The organism is Acinetobacter lwoffii, assembly GCF_015602705.1.
Taxonomy (GTDB): domain Bacteria; phylum Pseudomonadota; class Gammaproteobacteria; order Pseudomonadales; family Moraxellaceae; genus Acinetobacter; species Acinetobacter lwoffii_E.
This window is the reverse complement of sequence record NZ_CP059081.1, coordinates 1,778,594-1,793,299: the sequence shown is the minus strand read 5'-3', so window position 1 is coordinate 1,793,299 and position 14,706 is coordinate 1,778,594. Positions and strand designations below refer to the sequence as shown.

The window sequence follows — 14,706 nt, the reverse complement described above, 5'->3', positions numbered from 1 at the left end:
CGATAGGTTCATGCATGAATCATTTTATTATAACCGAGCCAGTCAAGCTTGTGAAATGATTAGAAACAATACGGTTGTATATACAAATATATATACATGTGTATAATAATTAAAAACCCAAGGTGATGTCACAAACGATGCATGTACTGCAAAAACTTAAAATGCCATTGAATGCACTGTCTGATAGTGTAGTTGATCAGCATGCAATTAATTTCTGGATTCAGAAACTCAATCCTGTATGGTCGTTGAATCAGCCATTAGGCAAGATCGTGCATATAGAAAATGCAGCACAGGATATGCTGAGTCTGAAAATTCAAGTGAATCGCTTATTTAAGTTTGGTGAAGCAGGGCAGCATCATCCGGTCTATGTGGTGGTAAACGGCATCCGTTATGAACGTAGCTATAGTTTGACCCGTGTAGATGCGCAACATGTTTTATTGACCGTGAAAAAAGTCAATGCCGGTAAAGTCAGTACCTGGTTGGCAGAACAGGCACAAGTAGGTGATGTGATCGAATTTGGTCAGCCTTATGGTGATATGACCTTGCCTGTGCAGACGAGTCCATTGATCTTGCTTGCAGCAGGGAGTGGTATTACCCCAATGCTCAGTATGCTGGAAAGCTTGAGCAAAAAAGGTGAACTATCTGCACCGGTTACTCTCTGGTACTGGGTTAAAAAAGATCAGGATGCCGCATTTAAAGCACGGTTTGAAGAACTTGCTCAGAAACATGCAAATTTCTCATTTCATGTGTATGCCACTCAAGAACAGCCAGCTGCTGCGCGTCTGGATGAAACCTATCTGACCGATCTGCAAAATCTGGAAAATAGCATCGTATATTGCTGTGGTCCTTCAGGTTTTGTATCCAAAGCAGAACAGCTTTTTGCTCAGGCAAAACAGTTTAAAGGTGAAGCCTTCAGCATGAGCTTGGCGGATCAATCGGATACCGGCTTTATTAATGTCACCCTGACCCAGTCGAAAAAAATTGTCAGCATTCCAAAAGGCCAGTCCATTTTGGTGAGCCTGGAACAGCAAAATATTAAACCGACACATGGTTGCCGTATGGGCATTTGTAATAAATGTGCCTGCAATAAAGTAGAAGGTTCGACCAAGAATTTGGTCAATGGTGCGCAAAATACCGAACCCGGCAACCTGCTCAAAATTTGTATTAACTCAGCGCAGACTGACCTTGTCATCGACTTATAAGCGAGTTTTATCCTATGAATATGCCAGTAAAATTACAGTATTTTAAAAATCCTAAAAACCGTGAATTAACCCAGTTTGAACTTGATGAACTTGCACGTGAACTTGATGCGATTAAGCAAGAAGTGTTAGATGATCTAGGTGAGAAAGACGCCAAATATATCCGCCGTGTCTATTCAACTATTCGTTATTCGTCGATTGCCGGTCGCGCCTTATTGTTTGCAGGCTGGTTCCCGCCAGCATGGTTATTGGGTACAGGCTTATTAGGCTTTGCCAAAATTATGGAAAATATGGAACTGGGTCATAATGTCATGCATGGTCAGTATGACTGGATGAATGATCCTAAACTCAATGGTCAGACCTATGAATGGGATATCGTAGGGACTTCAGACAACTGGCGTCAAACCCATAACTTCAAGCATCATACTTATACCAATATTAAGGGTATGGATGATGATATCGGTTATGGTCTATTACGCTTGTTCCCGGAACAGCGCTGGAAACCGGGTTATTTATTGCAACCGATTTATGCAGTGCCATTCTGTTTATTGTTCCAGTGGGGCGTTGCGATTCAGAATCTTGAATTGGGTAAATACTTCAAAGGTCGCAAAAGCAAAGAGCAGACCAAAGAAGAATGGCGTCCAATGCAGAGCAAAATCGGTAAACAGCTGTTTAAAGATTATGTATTCTTTCCACTCATCGCAGGTCCTGCGGCTTTACCGGTTTTGACTGGCAATATGGTGGCCAATGGTCTGCGTAATATCTGGACCTTTAGTATTATTTTCTGTGGTCACTTTACCAAAGATGTGGAAGTATTCCCGAAATCGGTGCTGCAAAATGAAAGTCGTGGTCACTGGTATATGCGTCAGATCCGTGGTTCATCCAACCTGACTGGTTCTGAAGCATTTCATATCTTGACGGGTCATTTAAGTCATCAGATTGAACATCATCTGTATCCTGATGTACCTGCACGCCGCTATCGTCAAATGGCGCCAAAAGTTCAGGCGGTTTGTGAAAAATATGGTTTGAACTACAACAATGCTAGTCTAGTTAAGCAGTACGGTAGCGTGATTAAACGTATTGTGAAATATGCATTTCCATTTAAGAAGTAATTTTTCTTAAAGCTAAAAAACCACTTCAAATGAAGTGGTTTTTTTTATTTAGGAGGCTAATACTTACAGAAAGTAAAAGCCCTGATTGCGAAGCTATTTAAGATGATTTCAAGGCATAAAGTAAAAAAATTAATCTGTCATTTATAGCGTTGTTTAAAGGCGTTTAGTTGGTTAACCCTATAGAATGGAAAGGACTAATATGGCATCGAATGAGCTGAAATATTAATTTTTGGAAGCTGTTTATCATGCCCTTCGAGATAACGTTGATGCGCTAGACTCAACATTTCTTCATCCTCCTCACTATTCCCATAAGCATAAATTTCCGCATAATCTTGCAGTTTATATTTTTCTAAAATTCTGGATTTCTTTTGCTGATTACTACAGTCAGGAGTTTGATAAAACCCTGTCATTTTCCCAGCTTTGATTTCAACTTCGCTACAGATTAAATCGATATTTAAATAACTGCACACCGGTTTAAGATACAAATCCAATGAGGCTGATACCAGCACGACTTCATGTCCTAATTGTTGATGCTGTTTAAGTTGTTCTAATAATTTCGGATTCAACTTGAATATTAGTTGTTGTGCATAATCCTGAGCTAATTGCAGAATTTCCTCTGCATCACTGTTTTTAAACATGCTGGCATACAATTTGGGTCGCATGCGGTGTGCCGGATAGAAATTTAAATAATAGGCCTGTATCCATGGCAAAATTTGCATGCCGCGTTTCACAATATGCCGTTTTCTTAAGGCATGGAAAATGAACCCGGTAAAGCTATCATGTAGATACAGGGTTCCATCAAAATCAAATAAGGCTAGAGTTTTAGATTTTTGATTTTGCGCATGCATGTTTGATATCGACCATCGACGCGGGTAGCAAACCAGTTAGTATTATAATCACGACTTAATTTTGGTCCGGAAATAACCACTTCAGGCATGATCGCATAAATAGGGTCTTTACCGGTTTTTTCCTGATAGAGCTTGCTGACACCACGATAAGTCATCGTATCTTCAAAGTCTTTGTCTTTTTCTTTCTTTAAATCAGCTCGGATTTGACGTTCAGTAATAATAAAATTATTTTTGGCAAAAACACTGATTAACTCACGCTCAGATTGACTCTTCTGCGAACGGATCGCGCCATCTTTGGTGTAGAGTAATAAATCGCCATCCAGATCGAGTTCGGCTTCAGTTAAATCATTCAACATGCTCTGGAAAGCAGCATTTCGACTGGAATACATACCGGAATTATAGTCCGCAAAACGGTAAATCGGCTTGTCATAATCTGCCGGATACATCATCAGGCGATGAATCCCATAATACAGACCGCCATATTGACTGTAGAGATCAGTACGTAACTCTGCGATATTGCCGCCTTGGCGTTTATGTTCTTTCGCATAGCTGATATGCACTTGCATTGAGCCCAAGGTGGTAATTGGATTCATTTTCTCGCCAATATTCTGGCCGACTAGTTTGGCAGCACCAGTCAGGGCGCTAACATGATAGTGTTTCGACATATAGTCAAATATTTCACGATATAATTCGTCGAGTTCACGTTCCGTTTTAACCCGGCGCATCTGGCTCAAGTAGTTGTCTTCAGGACTTGGATGGTTCTTGAGAACTTCCTGGAAATATCCTGCAACTGTGCCACCAATTGCTTGACCGAGTTTATCTTTGAATTTTTCGTCGAGACGGCCTTGGACTTCCTTAACCGCCTTTTCACCCAAACCCGGAACAGTAGGATCTGCAACAAAGTTAGATTCCTGATCAACCACTGCCACAATCGTACAAACATTTTCCTTGGTTTGAGGAATGCCAAGCTGTTCAGTAATGTCGTAAATATCTTGTGCCCAAGACTCACGTTGGTTGACACGGTTTGGAATAGCTTTGCGAATATGTTCAACTTCAAGTGTCGGTTCATCATCTTTTGACCACCATGAACCATTGCCACAGCCGGCAAGACCCAGAGAAAGTGCAAGTACAGACAATGACTTAAAAGAAAAACAAGAAGCGAAAGTTTTATTCATGGTGTCGTAAATTAATTGAAAAGATGAGCGAATAAGGCAGATGCAGTATACTATGCCCATCAAAAAAGTGATGAATTTATATGTATATTGGTCCATATCAACTGTCAAACAATTTGATTGTCGCTCCCATGGCAGGTGTGACCGATCGTCCGTTTAGAACCTTGTGCAAATACTTTGGTGCAGGCCATGCGGTCAGTGAAATGATGACATCTGACAAAACTTTGCGCATGAGTAAAAAGAGCTTATATCGTGCCAATTTTGATGGAGAGCTGGCACCGATTTCAGCGCAGATTGCTGGTTCAGATCCCCATGATCTGGCTGAAGCGGCACGTTATCAGGTGGCCAATGGTGCGCAAATTGTTGATATTAATATGGGCTGCCCAGCCAAAAAGGTCTGTAACCGACTTGCCGGTTCTGCTTTATTGCAGGATGAAGATCTAGTTGCACGCATTCTGGATGCAGTCGTGGCTGCAGTTGATGTGCCAGTGACCTTAAAAACCCGTCTTGGTTATTTGAATGGTCAGGAAAATATTATGCGGGTCGCCAAACGTGCTGAACAAGCCGGGATTGCGGCACTGGCTTTACATGGCCGTACCCGTGAAGACATGTACCTGAATACCGCGCGTTATTCTTTAATCAAAGACGTAAAGGAAATGTTGAATATTCCTGTGATAGCCAACGGTGATATCGACAGTCCGGAAAAAGCCAAATATGTGCTGGATTATACCGGTGCAGACGCAATTATGATTGGTCGTGCAGCCCAAGGTCGGCCCTGGATTTTTCGTGAAATTGCCCATTATTTAAAAACCGGTCAACACTTGGATGCCCCGAGTATTGCGGAAGTTAAAGATGTTCTATTGGGACATTTGACAGAATTATACGAGTTCTATGGCGAGTATTCCGGTTGCCGGATTTCCCGTAAACATATTGCCTGGTACACCAAAGGACTGCGTTCCAGTAACGAGTTTCGTCAAAGCATGTATCAGGTAGAAAATACCGCTGACCAGTATCGTGTGGTAGAAGATTATTTTAATGCACTGCTAGAACATGGTTTAACCATGAATGATGTACAGGTCGAGCAGGTGAATTTACTGGAAACCAAGTAATGACGGGCAAAATTCAGCGAATCATGTAATATTTTTTGCATGAAATCCCTACCTTTTTTATCTTGAGCAGGCGGATTTTTGCATTCTGTTTACACTTCAGCCTGTCTAATACATAGCAGCACAGTTTGTTCACTTAAACTGGACAGGACTTGGACATTGCTTACTCAAGCTTCCTCTATGATGAACCTATCCAGATATAAACCAGATGTGATCCATCTTGTTTATCGTCATCATTGAGGGAGATCTGTAATGACAAATACCAATCGTCCAGTCACAGAGTTTAGCCATAAAACGTCAACGGAATTGTCACAAGAACGCAGTGAAGGCCTGAATATCAATCCGACTGATACCAATGCGCGTCCAGATTTGAATACACCCGTGAAAGATAATCCTCGTGTTCCAGACATGAATGAAGGGGAAGATAATCTGGCTGCGACCAGTGCCGGTACTTTGGGCGGAGCGGCTGTAGGCGCAGTTGCAGGTCTGGTGGGTGGCCCTCCAGGTGCAGTGGTGGGTGGTATTATCGGTGGAGTGGTTGGCGGTATTGCAGGTAATGACATTGCAACGTCTGATCATGGGAAGCAGACAGATAATTACCAGCATCCAGAGAACTTGCCTGAGGCAAATAATTATCGACATCCAGATCATTTGAGTGCAGAAGATAATTACTGGAGAGATGAGTATCATAATCGCCCGTATTTCAATGAAACGCGTAGCACATATGGCGATCTAGATTATGATCGTGATTATCGCGGTGCTTATCGAGTCGGTTATGAAAACCGTCCAATGTATGAGCATGATACGGATTTTGATCGTGCTGAACCTGAACTGCGTACCAAATGGGAACAGTTAAAAGGTGAGTCCCGCCTCAACTGGGAAGAAGCTAAATTTGCAGTTAAAGATGCCTGGCATCGTGTCACACGCTAATTCTAGATAAATTAAAAACCTCTCCATGTGAGAGGTTTTTTTATGATTCAATAATTAAAGATGCTTCATTTCCAGTACGAGCTGGTTAATCAGATCGGAAGCTTCCATTTCACGAATCTGTGCCACGTTCGAACCTGCCCAGAATGCACCATAACCTTGATCCCCATGTTTGGCAGCAGCAGCATGTAATTGCTTGGCCAGATCATAAGTATATGGATAAGCCGGAACATCCAGCCGATCGGGTGTATCCACTTCAATATGCCAGTGGTTAATGATGCCGCGTGCAGGACGACCGGAAATACTGGCACTCACCTGAGTGAGTGGCTTGGAAAATAAGGCTTTACGATAGGCATCATTGGCATTAGAAGATTTACACTGCACAAATGCAGTCCCAAGTTGCACGGCATCTGCACCGAAATCCATCATTTGACGCGCTTGCTCACCCGTCATAATCCCGCCTGCCGCTACAATCGGCAAGGAAGAATGCTGTTTGATTAGCTTGACCAGATTGGAGGTTTTAACTGAGGCATCAAATTTGGTTGAGAAAATTCCCCGGTGTCCGCCGGCCTCAATACCTTGCGCAATAATGATATCAATTCCGGCTGCTTCAATGGCTTTGGCTTCGGCATAATTAGTTGCAGATACCATGGTCAGAATCCCGGCCTGTTTGAGGGCTTGAATCTGATGCGGATGTGGAATCCCAAAATGAAAGCTGACAGCCCGTGGTTTGGTTTCCAATACCAGATTCAGGAAGTCGTCATTATCTTTAAAACTCGGATAAATACACTCCAAATGATCCGGTGCCTGAGCGCCATATTCGGCAAATTTATCTTTAAACTGGGCGATCCATGCCTGCGCTACAGCTTCATCTACAGGAACAGTGTCATGACAGAAAAAATTAACCTGAAAAGGGCAATCTGTCAGTTCTTGAGTCTTTAAAATCTGTTGCCGAGCTGCATCAATACTGCTGGCCCCCAGACCCAGTGAACCCAAGCCGCCCTGATTGGACACTTCGGCAGCAAGCTCGGGCGTAGAGACACCTGCCATCGGTGCCAAGAAAATAGGATGTTTAATTCCGAGATTTTCTAATAAAGACATAGATTTGCTCCTTGTTATGCTTTTACTTTGCCTTTGAGCACAAAATTAAGCAAATCATATTGGTTATTTTATTTTGAAATACTGCAGCATGGGTTACGTGTTATTTACATTTCTTGCGACACGCTACGTCGCCAAGAAGATAGAACTTTTATTAGCCTAGAATTGAACACTTTATAATAGCTTTTTGGTCACATATTCTCTGAGCTCATGTCTGATCGTATCCGTGAAAAACTGCAAATTTTAGCCGATGCTGCCAAGTATGATGTGTCTTGTTCATCTAGTGGTAGCAACCGTAAAAATAAAGACAAGGGTGTGGGCAATACCGGGAATGGCATCTGTCATAGTTATACCGAAGATGGCCGCTGTGTTTCCTTGCTGAAAATTCTGTTCTCTAATGTCTGTATTTTTGACTGTTCCTATTGTGTTTCGCGCCGTTCCAATGACGTCCAGCGTGCAGCATTTACCGTGCAGGAAGTCGTGGATTTGACCATGAATTTTTATCGGCGTAATTATATTGAGGGTCTGTTTCTCAGTTCGGGGATTTTTAAATCGGCCGATCACACCATGGAACGGATGCTGCAGGTCGTCAAAAAATTAAGACTCGAAGAAAACTTTAATGGTTATATTCATCTGAAAACCATTCCGGGTGCATCACAGGAGATCATTACCGAAGCCGGACTGTATGTCGACCGTATGAGTATTAATCTTGAAATGCCGACGGAAGCGGGACTGCAAAAATTTGCGCCTGAGAAAACCCATGCCGAAGTACAAAAAGACTTGGGCATTGTACGCGACCGGTTGATCCAGCTCAAAGATGAACGCAAGCTGATCAAGTCAGTCCCCAAGTTTGTACCTGCCGGACAAACCACACAGATGGTGGTGGGCGCGCATAGTGAAACCGATCAGGATATTATTTTGATGGCTGATCGGCATTACAAGGAATTCAAGCTGAAAAGGGTGTATTTCTCTGGTTATATCCCGATTAATCCTGAAGATAAAGCCTTACCCGCCATCGGTTCAGCACCGCCATTATTAAGAGAAAATCGTCTGTATCAATCTGACTGGTTGATGCGTTTTTATGGCTTTGCTGCTGATGAAATTGTCGATGAGCAGCATCCGAATCTGGAGCTGGATATTGATCCCAAACTCAGTTGGGCCTTGCGTCATCCTGAAGCCTTTCCAGTCGATATTAACCGTGCCGACTATAAAATGATTCTACGGGTACCCGGTATAGGTGTACGTTCTGCCCAGAAAATTGTACAGGCCCGCCGTTTTGGACAGATTCATATTGACCAGCTAAAACGCATGGGCGTGGCTTATAACCGGGCGCAGCATTTTATCTGCTGTGCAGATACACCGAAATTTAAGAAAGATCAGCAGTCCCATCAGATTCGCCAGCAAATTTTGATGTCAGGACAATCCAAATATCAGCAGCAACTTTCACCTCAATTAGGATTGGGTTTCTAGTGGCAAGTTACTGTTTTGATGGCAGCATGACTGGTCTGCTCAGTTGTGTATTTCGTGCTTTCGAGTTTAAAGAATTTAACGTGATAGTGACGGCCAATCCTCAAGCACAAACAGGTTTATTTGATGAATTTATCCATGTGGCCTCTAATGATCAGCATGGGCAGCGGGTGTGGCAGGGATTAAAGCAGAAAGTATCTTCCAGCAGTTTGCGTGCTTTTTACTATACGTTTTTGTCAGAGCAGGAAGCAGCGTTCCAGACTCTTTTTGATTTTGCAGTCTATGTCTTTCAAAACCAGCGTCCAGTCGATAAAGATTATGGTCATACTGCGGTGATCGGCATGTCGCAATGGGCCAAGCAAGTGGGGCGGGAAAAGCATCGTATGGAGGCTTTTGTACGCTTTAAAAAAGCCAAAGATGGTTTGTTTCTGAGTCTGGTCAGACCGGATTTTAATGTCTTGCCGATTATTTCCCGACATTTTCAGGAGCGTTATCAGGATCAAAGCTGGCTGATTTATGACGAGCAGCGTAATTACGGTATTTATTATGATTTAAGGCAGATGCATCAGGTCGAGATGAACGCTGAAATAATCGATCCACAAATCCGGATTGGTCATAGTCAATCATTCAGTATTGAACTGGATGATCAAGAGCTGCTATATGATCAGCTCTGGAAAGACTATTTTAACAGTGTGAATATTCAGGCGCGCAAGAACATGAAATTGCATATTCAATATGTGCCAAAGCGCTACTGGCGTTATATGAATGAGAAAATACTTTAAACAGTACATCAGGCTGCTTTCAGGCATAATAAGCATTGGTATATTTAAATTGAGTGTATAAACATGAAGGTATGGCTAACGTCATTAGCGCTGCTCACTGGATTAACTGCATGTTCGGAACAACCACAAAAAACGGTCGTAGATCCAGTGAAATATCAGGTTCAGACTGCAGAGGAACTGCAGCAACGTTTTGATGCACTCAATGTCCAGTTAGCCCAAGACTTTCAGAAATTTAAGAAAGTCGAAAGCATTGCTTTCGCGCACCAGTTTCCTTTAGATGTCAATAATCTGCAAAGCTTGAACCAGCATCTTGTCAGCAGTACTGCATTAAAACCCAGTAAAATCGCCTATTGCGATATGATGAATAGTTATTTTGCGGATATGTACCGTTTGGGACATTACAATCTGGAACTGGTCGATGACATTAAACTGCCTAATGCCAAGAATGAAAATTTAAAAGCCAATTTCTCTGACGCTGATCATTTTTATACCTTTATTCTGGATCGTTATACGACTTATCGTCAGGTCCAGCAGACCATGGGTTATGGCTGTAATTTAAAAGCTGCGCTGTAAATCCTAAAGCCAGAAAAAAGCCCATCACAGATGGGCTTTTTTGATTTTAAGCATTAGCAACCGGTCAGTTTTTCAGACTGCGGTTTTTCATCCGAGAAGAAAATCGGACGAAGTTTTACCCCGATCCCGTTACCAATAAAAGCGAAGACCAGCCATAACCAGCCATGCAGACTACCCGACGCAATTCCACTGAAATATGCCCCGATATTACAACCATAAGCTAAGCGTGCGCCGTAGCCCAGCATTATGCCACCTACAACAGCAGCAATCAGTGAACGTTTTGGAATATTGAAATTCGGCGCAAATTTACCTGCCAAACTTGCTGCCAACAAAGCACCCAGCATGATACCGAAGTTCATCATTGAGGTAATATCAAACCATAATGATTCTGCCAGTGCTTTAGCATTGCCTGCTTTTTGCCAATAATCCCAAGAAGCTACATCAACACCCACAAGCGTAGCACCTTTGGCACCCCAAACAGCGAGTGCAGAGGTCACGCCCCAAGGACGACCTGCCAGTGCCAAAGTGGCAAAGTTGAGTAAGGTCAGAATAATCCCGCCCCAAATCAGAGGCCATGGACCACGAACAAAGCGCTTCCAGCCCTGATATTCACTGCGTGGCTCAATTTCCAGGCTGCCATGACGTTTCTTTTCGAAATAAACAGTTGCCGCAGCAATGATGGCAAAAACGATAAAGCTCAACAGCAATCCAGGAAGAACGCCTAAACTTTCTACCAGTGAAATAGGCTCAAGATGTGGCAGAGCAAACCACCAGTCAAGGTGCGAGGTCGCAATCACAGACCCGATACAGAAGAACAAGAGCGTCACCAGCATACGTGCACTACCGCCACCGACGGTATACAGCGTACCTGATGCACAACCGCCACCAAGTTGCATACCGATACCGAAAATAAAGGCACCAATCATGACTGACATGGAAACAGGGTTAACATTGCCTTTGACTGGGTTGCCGAACAATTCACCTGCACCTAAAGCGGGGAAGAACAGTAAAACTGCCAGCGCCAGCATAATCATCTGCGCACGTAAACCACGGCCGCGACGTTCCTTGATAAAGACACGCCAGCTCGAAGTAAAACCAAATGAAGCATGGTACAGGGTCATGCCCAGTGCACCACCAACCAAAAATAATAGGGCCTGATTTAAGCCTACGATTTGATAGGCACCGATTGTACCTATGATAAGCAAAATAAAAGCTGCCCAGACCGAAATATTCGACCGTTGGGAAGCAGCAACAATGACTGACATGGGAGATTAAATTTTAAAAATAAAGGCTGGTATTCTACTGAATTTCAGTTTAAATGCAGCCCGTTTTGCCGATTCAATCACAATTAAGTCATTCTAATACTTGATAAGTTTTATCAATTTATTTGATTTTATCGAATCATTTAGATAAAAAATTGATCCCATCAAGAAATAATGCAATTTCAATTTAGATCATTCGATATTTAAAATCATCGCTGATAAAAAAAGCCTGCAATCGCAGGCTTTTAAACATCAAACTGAATGCTAAAATCAGTTTTCAGCTTTTTCCCGAACTTCTCCGGCACCTTCTTCAACTGCCGCTGCAGTTGCTGCAGTTGCTTTACGTGCTGCTTCCGCAGTGGCATCTGCTGCTCTAGACGTTGCAGCAGCTGCTTCGTCCGCTGCCTGAGCAGTATTTTCTGCGGCATTATCCATTGCTCGTTCGGTTTCTACCGCAGCCTCACGGCTGGCATCTTCCATATCATGACCGGCTTGATTGGCTGCATTTTCTAAATGCTCACCTGTGGTTGCGCCGGTTTCAGGCGCTTCTTCTTTACTACAGCCGACTAAGGCAACAGTGGTCGCCAAACCTAAAGCAATCAGTAATTTATTCATCGAGTAATATCCTTTTGTTGTTGTAGAGCTGCAATCTAATTTAGCAGCCATTTATTTAGATTTATGCTAGCAAATAGATCAATATTTGTTGATTAACTGTAACTTTTTTCGATACTTATACTGTAATGGCTCAGTCGGAAGTTGTTTTAAGTTTCATGGAATAGTGATATTCACAGAGAGGGAAGTCTTAATAGTATCATTCGATAGGCAGGTTATAGTATGAAGCTTGGCATTTAAATATTTGTCATCACGACCTAGAGATAATTCTAAAGATGAAGAAATGAAAGACATAAAAAAAGCCCGCATGATGCAGGCTTTTTTTAAGAAAAACTTATAGACCAGCAGACGCTTTAAGCGCTTCCACTTTGTCAGTTTTTTCCCAGGTAAATGCAGTATCTGAACCTTCACGACCGAAGTGACCATAAGCAGCAGTTTGCTTATACATCGGCTGGATCAGGTCAAGCATACGGGTAATGCCATATGGACGTAAGTCGAAATGTTCACGAACCAGTGCAATAATCAATTCTTCAGAGACTTTTGCAGTATTGAAGGTATTGATTGAAATTGAAGTTGGCTCAGCAACACCAATCGCGTAAGACACCTGAATTTCACACTTGTCAGCCAGGCCAGCAGCAACGATGTTTTTCGCTACATAACGACCTGCATATGCAGCAGAGCGGTCAACTTTAGATGGATCTTTACCAGAGAAAGCACCACCGCCGTGACGTGCCATACCACCGTAGGTATCTACGATAATTTTACGTCCAGTCAAACCACAGTCACCCACAGGACCACCGATCACAAACATACCCGTTGGGTTGATGTGGAATTTGGTCTCTGCATGGAACATGTCAGCAGGAATGATTTTCTTCACGATTTCTTCAATCACAGCTTCTTTCAGGTTTGCTTGAGTGATTTCAGGATCATGTTGAGTCGAAAGAACGACTGCATCTAAACGAACTGGTACGCCATTTTCATAAGCAAACGTTACCTGGCTTTTTGCATCTGGGCGTAACCATGGCAAGGTGCCATTACGGCGTAATTCAGCCTGCTTTTCCATTAAACGATGCGCATATGAAATCGGCGCAGGCATTAATACATCAGTTTCGCGACTTGCATAACCGAACATTAAACCTTGGTCGCCGGCACCCTGGTCTTCAGGTTTCTGGCGGTCTACACCCTGAGCAATTTCAGGTGACTGTTTACCAATCATATTGATCACGGCACAGGTCGAACCATCAAAACCAAGATCAGAATGGTGATAACCAATTCCGTTTACGGTATGACGTACAATTGCCTCAAAATCAACATTTGCTATCGTTGTGATTTCACCGGCAAGTACAACCGCACCTGTTTTTACAAGCGTTTCACAAGCAACCCGTGCATATGGGTCTTCTTTTAAGATTGCATCCAAAATAGCGTCACTGATTTGGTCAGCCATTTTATCTGGATGGCCTTCGCTTACAGATTCCGAAGTAAATACAGCGTACTCGCGCATAGTCCTATCACAGTTAATTTTAAAGACCCGATATGTTACATCGAGTTGCGCTCTAGGACTAGCTTAACACGACAAAATTGGTCGAAATTGTTTCAAATTATTGTGTTTTTAATTGATTAATAGAATTAAAAAAATTGATATGTCTATTTAGACAGCATTATTGATTGGGGAATATGAAGCAACAATATTTTAATCCGTCAGACTGTCAGAAAATTAAATGCTTAGATTTCCGATTAAATCTTAAAAAAATAGACGATAGAAAAAATACAAAGCTCAAAATTCAAAATTTACTTAAGCAAGTGATCATTACATCAATAAAGCAGATTCAGGCTGTGCGCCTTGCGACCAAATGTCTTGTTGATGTTCGGGTATATCTTCATATTAGCGCTAAGTATTCCACATTAGCTGGTTAGGAATGGCGACATCTTTTGCTATGGACTTCTTGGAGCAAGACTGTAAGGAGATCAGAAATCATGTATCAAAAGGCATTTACCCTGATTGAAGTGCTGATCGTGCTCATCATTATCGCGATTTTAGTGACGATGGCTTTTATGAGTTATCAAGCTTATGTCGTGCGTAATCAATTGGCCGAAGTGTTTGAACAGGCTGGAGCATATCGAACCCAGTTTATTGCTTCGGATCAGCACTGTGATGCCGGACGCCAGATTGGTGGGCATGGTCAATATATCGAAAAAGTCATTATTAATGCCGCTTGCCGGATAGAGTTCAAGATACGAGAGCAGGGAGTCGATATGGCCATTCGCGGGAAATCAGTCGCTTTTGATGTTCATAGTGACAAATGTTATTCCACTGATATTCAGCAGCGCTATTTGCCTAAAGATTGTCAAGGGCAATAAGTCTGCCGAGGTTGGAAATTAGCCTAAGCAAATTAGATTTCACCTGTATATCAAACAATCCTGCCAATATTTTATAAAATTTAATACAAATTACATTATGAATAGATCAGAGAATTGTATGAATTTTCTTCAAAAATAATGGTGTGAGACATATGAAATAGAAACAAAATCAGCATAAATTCAATCCTGT

Annotated in this window: 14 protein-coding genes; 8 read left to right on the top strand and 6 right to left on the bottom strand. The window is 42.4% G+C overall.

The features are described from left to right. The first annotated feature begins 137 nt into the window (after positions 1–137). Positions 138–1,202 (top strand): flavin reductase family protein, encoded by a 1,065-nt coding sequence (locus H0S56_RS08625; protein ID WP_191113006.1) that lies wholly within the window; start codon positions 138–140, stop codon positions 1,200–1,202. A 14-nt stretch (positions 1,203–1,216) separates the two neighbouring features. Continuing rightward, entirely contained in the window at positions 1,217–2,311 is a 1,095-nt protein-coding gene (locus tag H0S56_RS08620; RefSeq protein ID WP_004646650.1) for a fatty acid desaturase family protein, read from the top strand. 194 nt (positions 2,312–2,505) lie between these two features. Here the strand turns inward: H0S56_RS08620 and H0S56_RS08615 are convergent, their stop codons facing one another. Beyond that, a complete protein-coding gene (locus tag H0S56_RS08615; protein WP_195724857.1) occupies positions 2,506–3,159 on the bottom strand; it encodes an HAD family hydrolase in 654 nt (217 codons plus the stop codon). Further along, the gene (locus H0S56_RS08610) at positions 3,126–4,334 is read right to left on the bottom strand and encodes a DUF1615 family protein (protein ID WP_195724856.1); all 1,209 of its coding nucleotides are present in this window, start codon (positions 4,332–4,334) and stop codon (positions 3,126–3,128) included. Before H0S56_RS08610 ends, H0S56_RS08615 begins: the two co-directional genes overlap by 34 nt. Before the next feature lie 80 nt (positions 4,335–4,414). Here H0S56_RS08610 and dusB point away from each other — a divergent pair, with 80 nt between their 5' ends. Together dusB and H0S56_RS08600 are read left to right on the top strand one after the other, a co-directional pair. After that, positions 4,415–5,440, top strand: a complete 1,026-nt coding sequence (dusB, locus tag H0S56_RS08605; protein WP_195724855.1) for a tRNA dihydrouridine synthase DusB — start codon at positions 4,415–4,417, stop codon at positions 5,438–5,440. A 249-nt stretch (positions 5,441–5,689) separates the two neighbouring features. Further along, positions 5,690–6,367: a hypothetical protein gene (locus H0S56_RS08600; RefSeq protein ID WP_195724854.1), complete on the top strand. Its 678-nt coding sequence runs from the start codon at positions 5,690–5,692 to the stop codon at positions 6,365–6,367. Between the two features lie 54 nt (positions 6,368–6,421). Here the strand turns inward: H0S56_RS08600 and H0S56_RS08595 are convergent, their stop codons facing one another. After that, on the bottom strand, positions 6,422–7,465 hold the full coding sequence (locus H0S56_RS08595) for an NAD(P)H-dependent flavin oxidoreductase (RefSeq protein ID WP_195724853.1): 1,044 nt from the start codon (positions 7,463–7,465) through the stop codon (positions 6,422–6,424). A 207-nt stretch (positions 7,466–7,672) separates the two neighbouring features. Between H0S56_RS08595 and H0S56_RS08590 the strand changes: the two genes are divergently transcribed. The 3 genes from H0S56_RS08590 to H0S56_RS08580 all read left to right on the top strand — a co-directional run bounded on the left by H0S56_RS08590 (position 7,673) and on the right by H0S56_RS08580 (position 10,284). Next, entirely contained in the window at positions 7,673–8,932 is a 1,260-nt protein-coding gene (locus tag H0S56_RS08590) for a putative DNA modification/repair radical SAM protein (RefSeq protein ID WP_195724852.1), read from the top strand. Beyond that, the gene (locus H0S56_RS08585) at positions 8,932–9,711 is read left to right on the top strand and encodes a TIGR03915 family putative DNA repair protein (protein WP_195724851.1); all 780 of its coding nucleotides are present in this window, start codon (positions 8,932–8,934) and stop codon (positions 9,709–9,711) included. Before H0S56_RS08590 ends, H0S56_RS08585 begins: the two co-directional genes overlap by 1 nt. A 63-nt stretch (positions 9,712–9,774) precedes the next feature. Continuing rightward, positions 9,775–10,284: a hypothetical protein gene (locus H0S56_RS08580; RefSeq protein ID WP_005107249.1), complete on the top strand. Its 510-nt coding sequence runs from the start codon at positions 9,775–9,777 to the stop codon at positions 10,282–10,284. A gap of 53 nt (positions 10,285–10,337) precedes the next feature. On the opposite strand, the gene H0S56_RS08575 is transcribed toward H0S56_RS08580, so the two are convergent. From H0S56_RS08575 to metK, 3 genes are all read right to left on the bottom strand, one after another. Then, entirely contained in the window at positions 10,338–11,549 is a 1,212-nt protein-coding gene (locus H0S56_RS08575) for a YeeE/YedE family protein (protein WP_195724850.1), read from the bottom strand. A gap of 267 nt (positions 11,550–11,816) precedes the next feature. Beyond that, complete coding sequence (locus H0S56_RS08570; protein ID WP_005104359.1) at positions 11,817–12,161, bottom strand: hypothetical protein; 345 nt, start codon at positions 12,159–12,161, stop codon at positions 11,817–11,819. Between the two features lie 331 nt (positions 12,162–12,492). Beyond that, the gene (gene metK, locus H0S56_RS08565) at positions 12,493–13,659 is read right to left on the bottom strand and encodes a methionine adenosyltransferase (protein WP_195724849.1); all 1,167 of its coding nucleotides are present in this window, start codon (positions 13,657–13,659) and stop codon (positions 12,493–12,495) included. 473 nt (positions 13,660–14,132) lie between these two features. Between metK and H0S56_RS08560 the strand changes: the two genes are divergently transcribed. Continuing rightward, positions 14,133–14,516, top strand: a complete 384-nt coding sequence (locus tag H0S56_RS08560; protein ID WP_044109680.1) for a prepilin-type N-terminal cleavage/methylation domain-containing protein — start codon at positions 14,133–14,135, stop codon at positions 14,514–14,516. The last annotated feature ends 190 nt before the right edge of the window (positions 14,517–14,706 follow it).